The 16,865-nt window shown below is 36.3% G+C and carries 17 protein-coding genes; 1 reads left to right on the top strand and 16 read right to left on the bottom strand.

The genetic code is table 11. The features are described 5' to 3' along the window. Nucleotides 1-4: 4 nt before the first annotated feature. Nucleotides 5-1,033 carry a mannose-1-phosphate guanylyltransferase gene (locus tag ICC18_RS15570; RefSeq protein WP_188175368.1) on the top strand — a complete coding sequence of 343 codons (1,029 nt, stop codon included), beginning with the start codon at nt 5-7 and terminating at the stop codon, nt 1,031-1,033. Between the two features lie 50 nt (nt 1,034-1,083). On the opposite strand, the gene ICC18_RS15575 is transcribed toward ICC18_RS15570, so the two are convergent. From ICC18_RS15575 to ICC18_RS15650, 16 genes are all read right to left on the bottom strand, one after another. After that, nucleotides 1,084-2,022, bottom strand: a complete 939-nt coding sequence (locus ICC18_RS15575; RefSeq protein WP_188175369.1) for a GDP-L-fucose synthase family protein — start codon at nt 2,020-2,022, stop codon at nt 1,084-1,086. Then, nucleotides 2,009-3,049, bottom strand: coding sequence for a GDP-mannose 4,6-dehydratase (gene gmd, locus ICC18_RS15580; RefSeq protein ID WP_188175370.1), 1,041 nt, complete (start codon nt 3,047-3,049; stop codon nt 2,009-2,011). The genes ICC18_RS15575 and gmd overlap by 14 nt, the downstream gene beginning before the upstream one ends. Before the next feature lie 3 nt (nt 3,050-3,052). After that, nucleotides 3,053-3,895, bottom strand: a complete 843-nt coding sequence (locus ICC18_RS15585; protein WP_188175371.1) for an alpha-1,2-fucosyltransferase — start codon at nt 3,893-3,895, stop codon at nt 3,053-3,055. Nucleotides 3,896-3,928: 33 nt separating this feature from the next. Further along, a complete protein-coding gene (locus ICC18_RS15590) occupies nt 3,929-4,762 on the bottom strand; it encodes an alpha-1,2-fucosyltransferase (protein ID WP_188175372.1) in 834 nt (277 codons plus the stop codon). Nucleotides 4,763-4,814: 52 nt separating this feature from the next. Next, nucleotides 4,815-5,738, bottom strand: coding sequence for an O-fucosyltransferase family protein (locus ICC18_RS15595; RefSeq protein ID WP_188175373.1), 924 nt, complete (start codon nt 5,736-5,738; stop codon nt 4,815-4,817). Nucleotides 5,739-6,275: 537 nt separating this feature from the next. Then, nucleotides 6,276-7,112 (bottom strand): alpha-1,2-fucosyltransferase, encoded by an 837-nt coding sequence (locus tag ICC18_RS15600; protein WP_188175374.1) that lies wholly within the window; start codon nt 7,110-7,112, stop codon nt 6,276-6,278. A gap of 21 nt (nt 7,113-7,133) precedes the next feature. After that, the gene (locus tag ICC18_RS15605; protein ID WP_188175375.1) at nt 7,134-7,949 is read right to left on the bottom strand and encodes an FkbM family methyltransferase; all 816 of its coding nucleotides are present in this window, start codon (nt 7,947-7,949) and stop codon (nt 7,134-7,136) included. Between the two features lie 310 nt (nt 7,950-8,259). Then, a complete protein-coding gene (locus ICC18_RS34550; protein ID WP_188175376.1) occupies nt 8,260-9,195 on the bottom strand; it encodes a glycosyltransferase in 936 nt (311 codons plus the stop codon). Between the two features lie 193 nt (nt 9,196-9,388). Then, the gene (locus ICC18_RS15615) at nt 9,389-10,534 is read right to left on the bottom strand and encodes a glycosyltransferase family 4 protein (protein WP_188175377.1); all 1,146 of its coding nucleotides are present in this window, start codon (nt 10,532-10,534) and stop codon (nt 9,389-9,391) included. A gap of 22 nt (nt 10,535-10,556) precedes the next feature. Next, nucleotides 10,557-11,753 (bottom strand): glycosyltransferase family 4 protein, encoded by a 1,197-nt coding sequence (locus ICC18_RS34555; protein ID WP_188175378.1) that lies wholly within the window; start codon nt 11,751-11,753, stop codon nt 10,557-10,559. A gap of 56 nt (nt 11,754-11,809) precedes the next feature. Continuing rightward, nucleotides 11,810-12,619, bottom strand: a complete 810-nt coding sequence (locus ICC18_RS15625) for a glycosyltransferase family 2 protein (RefSeq protein ID WP_188175379.1) — start codon at nt 12,617-12,619, stop codon at nt 11,810-11,812. Between the two features lie 46 nt (nt 12,620-12,665). Beyond that, nucleotides 12,666-13,436, bottom strand: a complete 771-nt coding sequence (locus ICC18_RS15630) for a glycosyltransferase family 8 protein (protein ID WP_188175380.1) — start codon at nt 13,434-13,436, stop codon at nt 12,666-12,668. A 12-nt stretch (nt 13,437-13,448) separates the two neighbouring features. Then, on the bottom strand, nt 13,449-14,216 hold the full coding sequence (locus tag ICC18_RS15635; protein ID WP_188175381.1) for a glycosyltransferase family 8 protein: 768 nt from the start codon (nt 14,214-14,216) through the stop codon (nt 13,449-13,451). 85 nt (nt 14,217-14,301) lie between these two features. Then, the gene (locus ICC18_RS15640; RefSeq protein WP_188175382.1) at nt 14,302-15,075 is read right to left on the bottom strand and encodes a HipA family kinase; all 774 of its coding nucleotides are present in this window, start codon (nt 15,073-15,075) and stop codon (nt 14,302-14,304) included. Between the two features lie 167 nt (nt 15,076-15,242). Beyond that, entirely contained in the window at nt 15,243-16,007 is a 765-nt protein-coding gene (locus ICC18_RS15645) for a glycosyltransferase family 8 protein (protein WP_188175383.1), read from the bottom strand. 12 nt (nt 16,008-16,019) lie between these two features. Beyond that, a complete protein-coding gene (locus ICC18_RS15650; protein ID WP_188175384.1) occupies nt 16,020-16,820 on the bottom strand; it encodes a glycosyltransferase family 8 protein in 801 nt (266 codons plus the stop codon). Nucleotides 16,821-16,865: the final 45 nt, after the last annotated feature.

Genomic DNA, 16,865 nt, shown 5'->3' on the forward strand with positions numbered 1-16,865 from the left:
CTTGATGAAAGTAGTGATTATGGCCGGAGGTAAAGGATTGCGGTTTTGGCCAAGAAGTGTAGAAGAGAGACCCAAGCAATTCTTGGCGCTGACTTCCCGCGATAGCATGCTCCAGATGACATATAACCGATTTCGCAAGAATATAGATGCTGCTGATATTTATGTAGTCGCAAGATCATCCTATATTACTTTAATTCGTGAGCAACTTCCGTACTTAGATCCGAGCCGTTTGATTATTGAGCCGGATCAAAGAGATACGGGGCCTTGCATAGCATTAACGGCGCGATTTTTTTTGCAGCAGGGTATTGATGATGTGTTGGTAACGGCGCCATCGGATCAGTATATTCCAGACGATAAAGCATTAATGAAAGCCTTGCTGGAAGCAGAACGTTTAGCGGGAAAAGAGAAGTCGATCGTTACTTTAGGCATTGTCCCTACTCGTCCAGAAACGGGATACGGGTATATTCGAGCAGCTTCTGAGTCGATCGCTGGCCAAGCCCAACGTGTCTTGAAATTCGTAGAGAAGCCAAATGAGCAGCGAGCCCGCGAATTGCTTCTTGAGCCGGATACGTATTGGAACAGCGGTATTTTCATTTGGAAGCCATCCACAATTGATTATTATATGAAGCTTTATCAAAGAGACTTATGGAACAAGCTTTGGTTATCTGAAGAGCCCTTAGAGACGGTCTATGCAACTCTGCCTAAACTATCCGTGGATTATGCCATACTTGAAAAGGCTACGACTGTGTTCACTATCCCTGTCCATTTTGTTTGGGACGATATCGGCTCATGGACTGCCATGGAGCGGGTGTTCCCAAAAGATGAACAAGGGAACATCATTTTTGGTGATGTTTACCCGCTTCATATAAACAACTCAATCGTTTATGCGGAAGAGCAGAAAGTTATTGCGATCGGCGTAGAGGATCTCATCATCGTCTCTACGAAAGACGGGTTGCTCGTTTGCCGGAAGTCAGAGGAGCAGCACATTAAAATGGCGATGGACATGATAAGTGCTGCCAAATCATCTGATTAGGACAATGAAATAATAAAGCCACCCAGTGAAAGGGTGGCTTTATTATTTCATCAATAGGCGGTCGACGTAAACCAGGAATATGTTTTTTGGATGCCCTCTTCTAATGAGGTCTTTGCCCTCCAGCCTAGTTTATCCATTTTGCTTACATCAAGCAGTTTTCTTGGAGTTCCATCGGGCTTGGAGGTATCGAATTGAAGATCGCCTGAAAATCCTACAACTTCCCTGATTTTTAATGCCAATTGTTTGATTGATAAGTCAGTTCCCGAACCGATGTTAACAATAGAATCAATATCCCGATAATCGTAGTGCTGTAATAAATAGACACATGCGTCTGCTAAATCATCTACATATAAAAATTCTCTTCTGGGCAAACCGCTTCCCCATATGTCCACGAATTCATTTCCATTTACTTTGGCCTCGTGAAATTTTCGTATGAGAGCAGGGAGAACATGGGAATGAGTGGGGTCAAAATTATCGTTTGGTCCATAGATGTTTGTAGGCATAACACATATGAAATTCGTCCCGTATTGATGGTTATAGGCATGGCACATCTTAATTCCGCAAATTTTTGCTATCGCGTAAGGCTCATTTGTTGGTTCCAGAGCTCCGTTGAGTAAATACTCCTCTTTAATGGGCTGAAGAGAATATTTTGGATAGATGCAAGAACTTCCTAAAAATAGAAGTTTTTTTATTTGATGCCGATATGAGGCTTCGATTACATTTGTTTGAATCATGACGTTTTGATAAATAAAATCTGCAGGCAGCATCGTGTTGGAAAGAATTCCCCCTACTTTGGCAGCAGCGAGGAAGACGTAGTCCGGTTTCTCAGCTGCAAAAAACTCAAAAACTTTTTGCTGTTCCAGTAAATTAAGTTGTTGACGGGTAGGGGCGAGAATATTGGTGTATCCCAAATCAGTAAGTTTTCTTACAATTGCTGATCCAACTAATCCGTTAGCGCCTGCAATCAGAATCCTGTCATCTTTGAGCATTATATTTCCCCCGTTCTGCCTGTACCATCAATCGAACAAGTTCTTCAAAGGTGACTTTAGATTCCCACCCTAGTTTCTCAAAGGCCTTACTGGCATCCCCTAGTAAAAGATCGACCTCAGTAGGTCTGAAATAACGAGGGTGTATCTCTATAATGACCTTGCCGGTGTTTGAATCAATCCCTTTTTCTTCTACCCCCTGCCCGATCCAGGCAATGGAGATTCCTGCTTCAGAGAAGGCTAATTCAACGAATTCTCTCACGGAATGGGTTTCACCAGTAGCGATCACGAAGTCATCAGGTTCATCTTGCTGCAGCATTAGCCACATTGCTTCAACATAATCTTTAGCATAGCCCCAATCCCGTTTCGCATCCAGATTGCCGAGGTATAGTTTCTCTTGAAGCCCTAACTTAATGCGTACCGCTGCTTGGGTGATTTTTCTTGTAACGAAGGTTTCTCCTCGAAGAGGAGATTCATGGTTAAAAAGAATGCCGTTACAAGCGTACATATTGTAGGCTTCCCGATAATTTATCGTGATCCAATAGGCATACAATTTGGCTGCTGCATAGGGGCTTCGTGGATAAAAAGGAGTCGATTCGGATTGGGGCACTTCATGCACTTTACCAAATAATTCACTCGTGGAAGCCTGATAAAACTTTGTTTTATTCTCAAGCTTTAAAATTCTAATTGCTTCTAATAGTCGCAGCGTACCAATTGCATCTGAATTGGCTGTGTACTCAGGTGTTTCGAACGATACCTTGACGTGGCTCTGAGCAGCGAGGTTATAGATTTCATCCGGTTGTACATCTTGGATGATACGAATCAGATTTGTAGCATCAGTTAGATCTCCGTAGTGTAGATGAAGGCGATTGTTCACCCCGGCATCTTCCATCAGATGGTCGATACGCTGCGTATTAAGGAGAGAACTCCTCCGTTTGATCCCGTGAACTTCATAGCCTTTCTCTAGTAAAAGCTCAGCCAAGTAGGCTCCGTCTTGTCCGGTGACTCCGGTAATCAGTGCCTTTTTCATTCTTTACCTCCATTTATTCTCAGCCTTTAATACGGGTTTACTGTTCCATGGATCATAGGGTATAAGCATTTGCTCATTTATATTAGGTCTCATAAAAATTTTACATCGCTTATTTAACATGCTGGCGGAGAATGAAAATGTGCTGTTTGAGATTGCCAAAAAGTCACATTTGGTCAATAGATAGTAATCAGGATAAAACGAAACATCCACTGGGGATGATGTGATTTGTTGAGAAAAATCAATTAACTCCTTGGATGTAACTGGGTTATACTGTTTAAAATCTGGCAGTACGCTAGCTAAATCATCACTTGCAATAAATAAAACCGGATTTTTCAATGTTGGCCACATATGTTCAAGCCAGTTTAAGTACCATGAAGTCGGAGATACCCAACAATAATTAGGGATTTTGGAATCTATAAAATCACCTCTTCTAAGGTGGATTCCAACAATGGTATTACCCATATTTCGAAGTTGCTTAAGTCCAGGATTAACAATGCTATTAATTTCCTTAGTCGGTTGAAACAAAGAACAAAATTGACTTTTAAAAGGATGATAGAAACTTGTAGAGACAAAATGAGAATACTTTTTTAGATCGACATTAACGTAGGGGGGATTATCGTGTATGAATAAGTCGTCTTTTCGAGCCATTTCTTTAATATTGGCTTGCGGCAATTTATGGGTTACCGGAGGATCTTGATGGCCAAATAAAAAATGGCCTGCCCAGGAGCTAGTTTCAATCTTTAAATGATAGTAAGAAGCGTAAATTTTTAAGAACGCGTATTGAAAAACCTGATTTCCAAAGCGGCCACTTTTGCCAAGCGTCCTCATCGAGATCATTTTGTTCATATCGGTCCTCCTGCTACTCTAGGTATCCCGAACTTATTGCTTATCGGGGGTTTTGATTGTTAATTTAGCACGACTATTCCAAGGATCATATTTAACAAGGCTTTTACTGCTTAAATCAGGTCTCATAAAAATTTTACAACGCGTATTTAACATGCTGGCTGAAAATGAAAACGTACTGTTCGAAATTGCCAAGTAATCACATTGAGTCAACAAATAATAATCAGGATAGAACGAAGCATCAAGATGGGAGGGAACGATTAAAGGGAAATGTGGTATCAGCTCCTTGGATGTTACGGGGTCATACGATTTAAAGTCCGATATTACATTAGTTAAATCATCACTTGCTATAAATAAAACCGGATCCTTCAATGTCGGCCATAGTTGTTCTAGCCAGTTTAAATACCATTTACTCGGGGCTGCCCAGTATTTAGGATGGTTATTGTATTTTAAATAATCGCCTCTTCTAATGTGTATTCCTACGATTGTCTTTCCTTTTTTTCGAAGTTTAACTAAACCGGGATTCACCATGCTGTATACTTCTTCAGTCGGTTGAAAGTAGGAAATGATTTGTTTTTTTAATGGCCGGTACACATCTACTTTGTAAATATTTTGTGAAAAATCGACATTTACGTATGGCGGATTATTATGTTTGAATAGGTTTCTTTTTGCCTTTTTACTTATTTTAATTCTTGGGAAACTATGAGTGATCTGAGGGTCTCGATGACCAAATAAATATTGGCCGACCCAGGGATTCGTCTCGAATTCTAGTTGATAGTGAGCAGCGTAGATTCTAAGGAATGCATATTTAAAGAATTGATTTCCGAACCTTCCGCGCCACTTATTTTTGCTTGGTCCTAATCTGCTCATTGTAATTAATCCATTGTGTATGGGACTCATCTACTTCATTCCTTTCTGCGGATCAACTTTTTATATAGTGAATTTTATTTTTTTCCCAAGGTTTGAGCCAACTAATTGCCTTAGTGACGTTGGAGCGTGGGTTTCCTAAGAAAGTATCGCACCTCAACGCAAGAAATGTATCTCTGACAATATCAAATCCTTTTTCTTGTTTATTATAATCAGGTTGCGTATGAACACCGGTATGATCAGACGCTGTACGCCTTGCATTGGTATTTATTAAACGATTACCGTAAAGCTGCTTATAGGTAGCCTGTATTTGTACGGAATCTGTTAATAGAAATATGGAGTGATTTGGATTTTCAAGTAATAACTGATCTAACTTTTTAGGGTAACGCGAGTTAATCTCATATAAATCTTTGCATTCCCGTATTTTATCGCTGGCTCGAATGTGTACGGCAAGTAAAGGTTGTTTGTTTCGCATATGAATGTTATAAAATTGATTTATTTTTTTATCTGTATCAGCTTGAAGTTTGAAATATTTTTGAAGGATGTATGGATAGATTTGAGATACTTTTAATCCGTAAGCAGGGTGATTCGGCTGGATGAATGGGATCATTTTTTTAACCCCTGCATAAGCATTGCTTACAAGGACATCTTCCTGTCTATTCATAGCTTCGTTTGCTTTGTAATAAATGCGCTGCACATGTTGTCTCAAATTTTTTGAATGCCATATACTTGGATAATAGGAATGTTGTCCTCTCTCCAAATGAGCGATTGTGTACTTGGAAATAGGTTTAAAGTACATAGTAAAAGCATCTTGTTCACTCGGTTTTTCCGAAGCATATAAGGACTCGGAACCCCAGTAAACAATTGGAGTTCTACCTGTAAGTTCTGCAAGAAGCAATTGACCTGCTACATGCAAGCAGTCAGACCAAAACCCGGCTCTCCGAGCTTTTATGAGCAAATATTTCTTCTTTTCACTCAATAGTATCCCTCCGTCTCTCATTCATGAAAACACCGCTTCGGTTTGTGAAGACGTCCCCAGATATACTATTATTCTATGATGTTTAAGCGAAACCGATATGATATAAATAACTATTTATCTAGAATATTATTTGAAGATGACGCACAGGGTTTAATCTTAAGTTTTTAGTAAAAGGATATTCTTACAAAAAAACAAAGAAGTACTACGAATAGATGGTATTTCTTAGAATTTAAGAAGCTTTCGACGCTCACTTCCGTTTATGGAAGCGAGTGTTTTTTGTGATTGAAGAATAGCAAAAACAGCGGTTATCAAGTAGGAAACATGATTGACCGCTGATTCAATCTCTGAAGTAAGTAGTTATAGTGGTAAAATTATTGTGCTCAGTTGCTCGGAGCCAGGAAATCGCAGCTTTTTGGCTATCATGTAGACGATCGTGATATTGTTTTCAACGTTCTAGCAACATTGTGAAGTTCGTATGGTTTCCTTTTTACCAGCTTTGAGATTGGTTTCGTTCTTCATGAACTATTGCGAGGGGCATTATTTCAACCTTTTTTTATCAGCGCTTATTGCCGGTGTACTACTCCAGGGATCATAGGATATAAGCTTTTGTTTATTTATATCAGGTCTCATAAAAGTATTACAATGCTTATTTAACATGCTGGCGGAAAATGAGAATGTGCTATTAGAAATTGCCAAGATATCACATTGAGTCAAAAGATAATAATCTGGATAGAATGAAATATCCAATTTGGATGAAGTGATTTGTTGGGAAAAATCAATTAATTCCTTGGATGTAATGGGTTTATACTGTTTAAAGTCAGGTAGAACGCTAGGTAAATCATCACTTGCAATAAATAAAACCGGATTTTTCAATGTCGGCCACAAGCGTTCAAGCCAGTCTAGATACCATGTAGTTGGAGATACCCAACAATGTTTGTCGTTTTTGAAATCTAAAAAATCACCTCTTCTAAGGTGGATTCCAACTATTGTGTTGCCCATATTCCGAAGTTGCTTCAGTCCAGGATTAACAATGCTATATATTTCCTTAGTCGGTTGAAACCAAGAAAGGAATTGACTTTTAAATGGACGATAAAAGCTTGAATAGACTAAAAATTTCCCTTTAAAATCTACCTCTACGTACGGTGGTTTATCGTGATTAAATAAACCAACAAGAGCTATATCTTTTTTAGTTTGCGGCAATTTTTGAGTAATCGGAGGATCCTGATGGCCGAATAAGTATTGGCCTGCCCAGGAGCAAGTTTCAAACTTTAGATTATAATTTGATGCGTACAATTTAATGAAGGCATATTGAAATATCTGATTGCCAAAGCGGCCTTTTTTGCCAAGCGTCCTCATCGAGATCATCCGAATCATATCGGCCCTCCATCTCTATATTTAGCAGTGGAATTCTTTAATAGAATAATTGAGACTTTTTAATATATCTTCATTTTTTGTTAGTAAAAAATCAGTATGAATAGTATCACTTTTGTAATAATGTGAAATAGTATCATAATTTAGGATGTTGAATCGTACTAATTTATGCTCTCCTCTAATTTCATACACTTTAAAATGTTTACTCAAAAAACTTAGATATTGATTAATATTTGTACCTGCGGATTCAAGATACTTATTGTTAAATTCGATGCAGCCAATAACATCCTTGCATTTTGTTATTAGCTTGGTCATTCCTTTTAAAACCTTCTCTTCAAAGCCCTCAACGTCTATCTTAAATAGTAATTTATTATTTGAAAGTTTAATATTTGGGAAAAGAGAATCGATTTTTATACTTCTGACTTTAGAATGATTGAAAGATGGATTTGGTACTGCAGTAGAGACCCCTGAGAAGTCGTTACTTACAAAAAAAGAAGTGTTTTCTTTATTACAGTCAGATGCAAGAGCATATAATATTTGCATCTGATTTTTATTTGGATGGATTCTTAGGGAATTACTAATATACTTTTCAAGATTTTGATTTGCTTCGATGCCTATGATTCGGACATTATTTTGATAATCTGAGGAGAATAATATTTCGCCATAATTAACTCCAACGTCTAATACTAATGTTGGATGAAATGAATCAACAGTTTTTTTCCAAAAAGTTGTTATTTTTGGTTGAGTAACACCTTTTTTTTTGAGTAGTAACCGCCCCCTACGGTCTTTTTTGTTTACATAAATCGAATTACTACTATCTAGGAATTTAATTTTTTTCATGTTTACATTCCCTTCAGATTTTTCTCTATGAAGTGATTCAATTTCAAAAAACTATACCGCAATTTTACTAGAAAGACTGTGTTTACACGATCAATGGTTAAATAACAAAGGTATAAAACCAAACATGAAAACTGACTTGATCTAGACTGCCTATATGGCCATCGGCATCGATCTCGAATGCAGCGCTAAAGCCTAAAGCAGTGAAAGAGCAGGCTGTATCGACTGCTAACTATCATCGAAAACTTCATAAAGTTAGTTATCCATCCCTATTCGGGGAGCGCATCATTCCCTACATTCAATAAAATTATTTCTACCTTAAATGCAATGCTTGTGAAATATATTCCAAAAATTGTTTGACTCTGATTTCTGTAGTATGACGAGTGTGCACCATTTCATAACCTTGTTGTGCTATTTTCATTCTTTCTTTTTCATTCTGAAGGTAATATTTTGCTTTTTTGTAGTAATTTTTTTGATTGATTTCAACAAATGTTTCTTCATCTAAAAACCCTAAATCTCTTAATTCTTGTGATCCGGAAGCTAAAAGCAGCGTTTTACATGCAGGAACTTCAAAGTATTTCTTAATAGGATACTTATAAATTAAATCATCAGTAAAAAAAATTTTTGACCTGCTTATTTCCCTTGCATAGTTCCCCCCTATGAACATGGTCTTCTTTTCTGTCTCAGAAAAATATCGATACCCTGGATGCTTATGATATACAAAACCTTTTTTACCAGTCATTTTATTCATAATTGCATTGCGTAATGGGTAATATTTCTCCGTGGTTGCTCCTAATAATAAGTAATCAATATCTTTCTTTAGATGGTAATCTTTATATAATTCATTATGGACAAAATGAGGTAGCCAACGAGATTTATGTTCAAGTTCAGGAAACTCACTTATAAAATAATCCCGGTAGTGTACAAAGATAAGCTCAGGTTGATACTCTTTTATTAACTTCCTGAATTTATTTTGGTTTGAATGTAGATCATGGTACATTACACCTATAGGTATGTTTATATTATTTAGTCCTTGTATTGGTTTACAATTTTTGAAAAGTTCATCAATGTAGATAAAATCAGGTTTAAAATCTAACTCAGCAAGGATATCTTTGACATTTCCACCATTGGTGATATAACGAACTTCAACATTAGATTGCTTTGAAAGTTCCGATTTAAAGTACTTTTTATATTCATGTATATAATTTTCATCATCTAATGTGGAATACAATAACTTTAGCTTCCCCACTGATATCGCTCCAATCCTAAATAATCTATGTTATATTTTGAAATCCCATGTTATAGTAATTCCTGCTTTTCAGAAAGTGCTATTCCAAATCCTGCTTAATCTTTTGACAAGATGGGCATTTGTACTTGCAATAATTCAAATTAATCCGTAATCGACACCAATAACTTGTAACCGAGGATGCATTTGTCTATTGTTACTTTGAATTAATTATTTTCTCGTACAAATGAGATATATTTTTTGCATAACTCTTAAAATTCATTTTTTTTCTAATCATTTTCCGGTTGATATTTCCCATTCTGCACCTTAAACTCTCATCTCGTAACAATGAACAGATAACCTTGGCAAACGCCTTAGGATTGTCATATTGTTCAACTACATAACCATTCTTGCCGTTTATTACGACCTCTGGATTACCTCCCCGCATTGTTGTCACGACCGGTAGAGCTGCTGCCATTGCCTCGAAATGAACCCTGGCTAACGGCTCTTGCCACTGCGATGGACAGACAAAAACATCACTCATTGTATAATAATCTGGTAGTTCGTTTACAGGAAGGAAATCAGTAAAATGAATATGTTTGGATATTTGTTTTGCGCGTTCCTTTAAACCGTGAATATAATTGGTATGAATAGAGGTTCCAATTTCCTTGCTGCCCACAATGACCAACGCTGTCTTTGGATTTTTTTTTATTACGAATCTCATAGCTTCAATTAGATGATGACAGCCCTTTTTAGAAACAAGCCGTCCTACGAAAAGAATTACATTGTAATCTAGAGGGATACCCAATTTCCCCTTCATCTTTTTAGTTATTCCAGTTCCTCTATCGCTGAAGTGGGATATATAGTGGGAAGGATCCTCTCCCGTATAAAGGGATGTTATTTTATTAGAAGAAGCGGGATAGTGGCTAATGATGTCCTGTGCAACAAATTTACTGACAGTTATGATATGATCAACGATTTCGATGATATTTATCGATTCATAATCACCAACGCTATGACCCAACTTTAAATTGTGCAGAGATAGCGTTATTTTGGACATAGGTGTTACACGTTTAATTGGTAAAATCCAAAGCGGGGTATTGTAGACCTGAATGAGGTTAAAAAAATTATTTTCTAGATGAAATAGCACTTCTTCTATATAACGAGATTGTGGACAGCGAATAAATTCGACACCACACTTTATTTCATAATTAGACAATAATGGATCTTGTATGGAAAAAACAGTTATTGAGTAGCCCATACGTACTAAATAAGTGGCAATCTGATCAATTAAGAGTGGGACTGCTCCACTCCGAATGGGTGGACATGGAAGTTTGTCTGAGTTTACCAAGGCTATCTTCATATGATCATCCTCAATGAAGTATTCAAAATTCTCGCTTCTTTTCAAACAACTGTACAATAGATTTACATCTTTCCTCCCAAGTATACCTATTAGCATCTTGGTAAGCTTTTTCGGACAAATGTGAACTTAGAATTTGATCTGCAAGTACTCTTCTTATGCCTTTGCAAAACTCCGTTATATCATCCGGGCGTACCAAAAGAGCATTGGATTCATGTTGCAGCACCTTGCTTATTGTAGGGATATTTGTGGCAATAATAGGTCGTTTAGAAGCCATATATTCAAACAATTTTAAGGGGGATGTTGTTTGAATATCCATGATTTTATAGTTCATATTTTTAATCTTATAAGCGAGAAGAAGACAGTCTGCAATTTTCAAATACTCTGGGACCCGTGCATTAGGGACAAATCCGATAAAGGTCACATTCCCAATAGCGTGTTTGATACAGTAATTTTCCCAAATCTGCTTATTTCTTTCGTTGCCTCCGACTAGCAGAAAGACGAGATTTTTCAATTCTTGTAGCTTTTTAGCAGCTTGCAAAATCACCTCTATTCCTTTTTCTTTGTATAAATGCCCACAATAAACCGCATATAACTGATCTGGATTAAATCCTAGTTTCTTCCTCCACAGCCTTTTATCATTGGAAATTTCAAATCTATCTTTATCAACTCCGTCTTCTAGTACAAGTATTTTTTTTGTCGGATACCCCCCATTTATTAGTTCAAGTTTAAGCTCATCATGAATGGTGACTATCCCTTTAAAAGCGTCCAAATGAGCGACCTCGTCAGCAAATCTCCTCATTTCGGGACTATTAATTTTATGTCTATCATGTGTCTCTAAAAAAGTCGGAATACCTTCTCTTACTGTTAAATAAGGCATCAGATAGTTGCTCCGGCAAAAAACGAAATCAAAATTTTTCTTTTTAATATAACTAAGCGTATTTTCACAAAAAACCGGATCATGCTTTGTCTTACCGCGCTCATATGCCTTCCGGGACGGTATCAAATAGGTGATTTTAATTTTTTTGTTAATTCCATAATGGGCGTATATGTCTTTGATTTTTTCTTGATACTTCACTGTATTTTTATTTTCTGAAGTGATAACCTCTACATTACAGCCAATGTTTTTAAAACCTTGAGCCATTTTCAATACGTTAAAGCTATGAGCCCGATAAGAAGGAATATTCTCACCAAGGATAATACCAACACTAAGCTTTTTCACACAGCCTTACCTCCTGAAAAAAAATAGCAACCGCAGAAACATTGAAATTTAAAAAGCTACTCTTTCTTGAGAAGGCCCTTTTTTAACAAATATTTAATGGTTTTTGTACTTAAGTGATTTTTTACGCTACTAAGAGGCTGGAAAAATTTATGTTCTCTTTTAATTTTTGTAATGCTATGTTTTTTCCTGAATATGGGATCATATTTTTCTTTGTCCCTATTTCTGTAATGATTATATTTTTCTATAGACATATCATTAAAATGGTAAATAAATATTTTCGGATGCATGGCCACCTTCAGTTTACCTTTGTGATTTAGAAAAAAGTCTAAATGCTCTCCTCCTGTTTTAAATCGCTCGTCCCACGTACACTGGAGTAAAGACTTCGTTCTCGCCAGGAAAAAGTTAGTAACAATGTCATATAGCTTAACTTTGAATTCCTTTTCATAAGATTTTGTATTAATATATAAAACTCCTTTTTCTAAAGAGAAGGTACCCTGTGAACTTCTAACACCTCGTTCCTCTAAACATCGGCCTGCAACAATATCGATATTCGTATTCTCAAGAACACGAAGTAGCTCTTCGATTTTTGTTTCCCTAATAAAGTAAAAGTCATCATCAAGTAATAAAACATATGGGGTTTTTACTTGCTTAACTAGGTAATTTCGTCCCATAGAAACACCGCTATCCATTGGAAGTGCATGAAACTCTACATCATTGCGAATAGTTGGTTGTTCACTATCATCAGCTACGATGATCGGAAGAGTAGGATAGTATTTTCTAATGCTTCTAATAAGCAAATCCACACAATGTGGTCTTTCGAAAGTTTTAATGATCGCCGTAACTTTCTTATCAAGTTGATTGCTCAATATGATCACTCCTTGAATATTACCGTGTAATTCTTTTCGTTGGAAGCTATTCCCATAATGTCATGCGCAAGTATTTTTGATACTCTTTCTGGAGTGGATGCCCCTGGTTTTCAGGCTTTTTCCGACCAGTATAATGGATAATTGATGGTTTTATGCCGGGCATAACTTTCAAATGCTTGGTCGTGTAATTCCACTTTGGATCTAACATAAACCATTTATTATAAAGAATAGCGTTCAATGGATCTTGACTGCAGTGTTTTATTTTTTCAGGATTCTCTTTAATATATTGAAGTACTTTACTCGAAGTTTCTTGATTTCTCCATTTCTCTAGATTCATTAATAAAACCCCGGCATTAAAGTATTTGGAGTCTGTTGGAATTCCAAGGGATGGTTTTACAGAGGATTCCAACTTTGCTTTTTCTACTGCAGCAAGATGGTATTGATCTATGTTTGTTTTCCATAATTTAGAAATATCATTTTTGACAATAAGATCGCAGTCCAAATAGAGTGCTTTCTTAATTGATTTATCTAATAAATCAGGAATGATAATACGACAATAGGTTTCTTTGCTGAGATATTTTTTTGTTTTAAAACCATCGAATAAAGAGGGATCCACTGTAAGAAAACTAACTTTTTCATTAAATCCATCTACAATTCTTCTCAGATTTAATTTATTTCTGCGAGAGATGTTGCTATCAATGATTGAAATTTGCATATCTGAATTATCCGCCTTATTGATCAAGAGGGAATTCAGCATCACACCTAAGTGTTTAGCATACGTATCATTGGTTGCTGTTACGATATGAATGGAGCTCATATTGATCTCCTCCTAGTCCCGTGGTATGGATTTCAAGTATTTAAAATAATACGCTTGAAGAGGATGACCGACATTCCATGGCTTTTTTGAACCTGTATAATGTATAATTGAGGGCTTTAGATGAGGCATAACTTTCAAGAGTTTAGTTGAATAATTCCATTTTGGATTGAGTTGGAGCCATTTTTTATGCAGAATAACATTTTGTGCTTCCTGCTCTAATGTAGTAAGAATAGCGGAGTTATTTCGGATGAACTGAAGGATTTTATCGGATATACGATTTTTTCGCCATTTATCTAAATTCAATAACATAACGCCTGTATTGAAGAGAACGGAGTCCTCTGGTAAGCGCAGCTTTCTTTTTCTTGATTCAGTAGTGGGTTGAATAACTGCCGCTAAATAATACCTATCGATATCATTATTCCATAATTTGGTTATATCATCTTCCACAATGAGATCACAATCCAAATAGAGGGCTTTCCGAATATTCTTGTTTAATAATTGAGGTGTATAAAGCTTATAGTAATCGTCTTTACTCTTATACTGTTTGCCTTCTAAACCATCTAATAGTTTATGGTCAACGGATAAATATGTGAGCTCAGTATTATATTTTTGTACGACTTTTTTTATGTTGTTCTTATTTTCTGGCGAGATATCTCCGTCAATGATCCAAATATGAATCTTTGAATGTGCACTCTTATTCATTAATAAAGAATTTAACATGACACACAAATGTATAGCATAGTTATCGTTAGAAGACGATATAATATGAATTTTGTCCAAAAATGACACCTCCGGGTTAATTCCTTCATTCTTCTATTAGTATATTTATATGAAGGTCGGAGCAGTCTCGTAAGGGCATAATGAATTAAATTCCATATTTTTTTGCGAATTTATACACGGAATCGGGAAATGTTTTTTTCTGTTCTTTGAGATAGGTAACAAGTGCCTTTCTGTCTTGAAGCGACACGTCCCAGTCCTCGGGGATGTCCCGAATTACTTCTTCGATTGAAGCTTCCTGCAATGCCAAGATTTGCTCAATATATGAAGATAGGATCGAAAGATCATTCAGCATACCCACTGTCCAAATATGAACGACAGAATCCTTATTAAACGGTGTACGCATTTGCAGCGTTTCCTTATTCCATTTATATGCTCCCGGAAAACATTTTCCGTGATCGATCATATGAATGTCATATTTACCTTTCGGCAGCCGTTCCAGAAGAATATTGCTTTTTGTGCGGTCGGCGTTGTGCACCCAATGGTCGAATACGAAAATTCCGGCCAAAACCCGGTGATTCTTGATGTCCTTTTTTGTCGGATGAAAAGGTCCCCACGAGAGGTCGATGCAATTGTCTATAAATAGGTTAGCGAACTGCTTGCCTGGTTTGTATTTAGAAGAAAACTTTTCAGGTATATGCTGAATTTGTTTCTCAGACATATTCACAATTTCAAATGGAACTACAGGCAACGAAAGGAGTTGTCCCAATCTGGTGACAACGAATTCGTTTACCAGCTCCCTTGTCCGTGAAGATTGTCTTTTGCATTTTACCGCATAACGTATTCCATCACTAAACAAAAATAAATGTGCTTGTCCTTTAGACAGCGTCTCCAAATATTTTACCGGTGTTAAAGGTGTCATCGCTTCAATACACTCCTTTACTAGCATCTTATTTTACTATATTCATAAGAATGATAGAGTATTGGACAAAAGTGATTATATTGGAATAACCCAAGTGAGCACATTTTTAAATCGTCGAAAAGGGAAAGGGACATCTCTTAAAAAAAGGATGTCCCTTTTGCGATTACTTACTTCCAAGAAGTGGTGCGTAAATATTTGAAATAGGCATTCTGAAGGGGATGGCCATGATTCCACGGTTTTTTACTGCGTGTATAATGGACAATGGCCGGTTTAACCTTTGGTAGTAGTATCAAATGATCTGTTGTGTAATTCCATTTAGGATCTAACTTGAGCCACTTATCTTGAATAACAGTATTTAATGCTGCCTGATCACCGATTGGTTTCGGGTAGTTTTTTATATACTGAAGCACTTTTTTGGACATGTTGCTTTTTCTCCATTTTTCTAAGTTAATTAACAGTACCCCAGAATTAAACCGGTTGGAATTTTTATGATGTTTGAGGGAGTTTTTCGAAGGTTTACCTCGAAATGCTTTTTCACCTGCTGCTAAATAATATCCATCGAGATTCGTGCTCCACAATTTGCTTATATCGTCTTTTACGATGGTATCACAGTCCAGATAAAGTGCTTTCCGAATGTTTTTATTTAATAGATTAGGGATGACAACTCGATAATAGCATTCCTTGCTGACGTGGCCTCTATCTTGAAAACCTTTAAATAAAGAGTTGTCAACCTTTAAGAAAGTGGTTTTCACATTAAATTTATTTACAACATTTCTAAGCTTCTGTTTATTATCAGGAGAGATGTTCCCATCAATGATGAATATTTTTATTCTGGATTTATCAGCAGTATTTTCCAATAGGGAATTTAACATGACTCCTAAAGGTTTAGCGTAATTATCATTTGTTGACGTTACAATATAAATAGGATCCAATTTCATCACCTTCTAGTCCCATAAAGTTGTATTTAGGTATTTAAAATATTCATCTTGAAGCGGATGACCCAGGTTCCATGGTTTATTTCTGCGGGTAAAATGTATAATTGCTGGTTTGATCTTAGGTGATTTTTTCAGATGGTCTGTAGTATAATTCCATTTTGGATCTAATTTGAGCCATTTGTCGAAAAGAATAGCATTCAATGCCTCTTGATCCATAGATTTAAGTATGTCTGAATTTTTATCTATGAATTGAAGAACTTTTTTTGAAATATTGTTTCTTCTCCATTGATATAGATTTAATAACAGTACGCCAGAGTTAAAGAAATTGAATTCATTTGGTATGTGGAGGAGCTTTTTTCTAGCCTTACTCGAAGTGGCTTTTTCAACTGCTGCTAGAAAATAATTATCTATATTGATGTTCCATAATTTACGGATATCTTTTTTAACGATCGTATCGCAGTCTAAATAAATGGCTTTCCGAATGTCGGTATCCAACAGGTTTGGAATAACAATTCGATAGTAAGCTTCCTTGCTTATATGGAACCTCTCTTTAAACCCACTGAATATAGAGTCATCGACGGATAGGAATTGTACATCCAAGTTGAATTTTTTTACAGATGAACTCAGCTTTAACTTATTATCATGGGAGATGTCTCCGTCAATGATGAATATATTTATCTTTGATGTATCGATGGTATTTTCCAACAAGGAATTTAACATGACGGCTAAATGTTTAGCATAATTATCGTTAGTTGCCGTTACAAGATGAATAGTTTCTGAATTTCTATTCTTATTCGTTCGTGCATCCATATTTGTAAATCCTCCTCTTCACATTATCTAATATTTATATGAAGC

The organism is Paenibacillus sedimenti, assembly GCF_014534655.1.
GTDB lineage: Bacteria > Bacillota > Bacilli > Paenibacillales > NBRC-103111 > Paenibacillus_E > Paenibacillus_E sedimenti.

Coding starts and splice junctions, on each gene's coding strand:
- ICC18_RS15615 (WP_188175377.1), bottom strand. CDS start 10,534: ATGAAGATAGCCTTGGTAAACTCAGACAAACTTCCATGTCCACCCATT.
- ICC18_RS15575 (WP_188175369.1), bottom strand. CDS start 2,022: ATGCTCAAAGATGACAGGATTCTGATTGCAGGCGCTAACGGATTAGTT.
- ICC18_RS15605 (WP_188175375.1), bottom strand. CDS start 7,949: ATGAAAAAAATTAAATTCCTAGATAGTAGTAATTCGATTTATGTAAAC.
- gmd (WP_188175370.1), bottom strand. CDS start 3,049: ATGAAAAAGGCACTGATTACCGGAGTCACCGGACAAGACGGAGCCTAC.
- ICC18_RS15600 (WP_188175374.1), bottom strand. CDS start 7,112: ATGATTCGGATGATCTCGATGAGGACGCTTGGCAAAAAAGGCCGCTTT.
- ICC18_RS15585 (WP_188175371.1), bottom strand. CDS start 3,895: ATGAACAAAATGATCTCGATGAGGACGCTTGGCAAAAGTGGCCGCTTT.
- ICC18_RS15630 (WP_188175380.1), bottom strand. CDS start 13,436: ATGAGCTCCATTCATATCGTAACAGCAACCAATGATACGTATGCTAAA.
- ICC18_RS15590 (WP_188175372.1), bottom strand. CDS start 4,762: ATGAGCAGATTAGGACCAAGCAAAAATAAGTGGCGCGGAAGGTTCGGA.
- ICC18_RS15570 (WP_188175368.1), top strand. CDS start 5: ATGAAAGTAGTGATTATGGCCGGAGGTAAAGGATTGCGGTTTTGGCCA.
- ICC18_RS15650 (WP_188175384.1), bottom strand. CDS start 16,820: ATGGATGCACGAACGAATAAGAATAGAAATTCAGAAACTATTCATCTT.
- ICC18_RS15640 (WP_188175382.1), bottom strand. CDS start 15,075: ATGACACCTTTAACACCGGTAAAATATTTGGAGACGCTGTCTAAAGGA.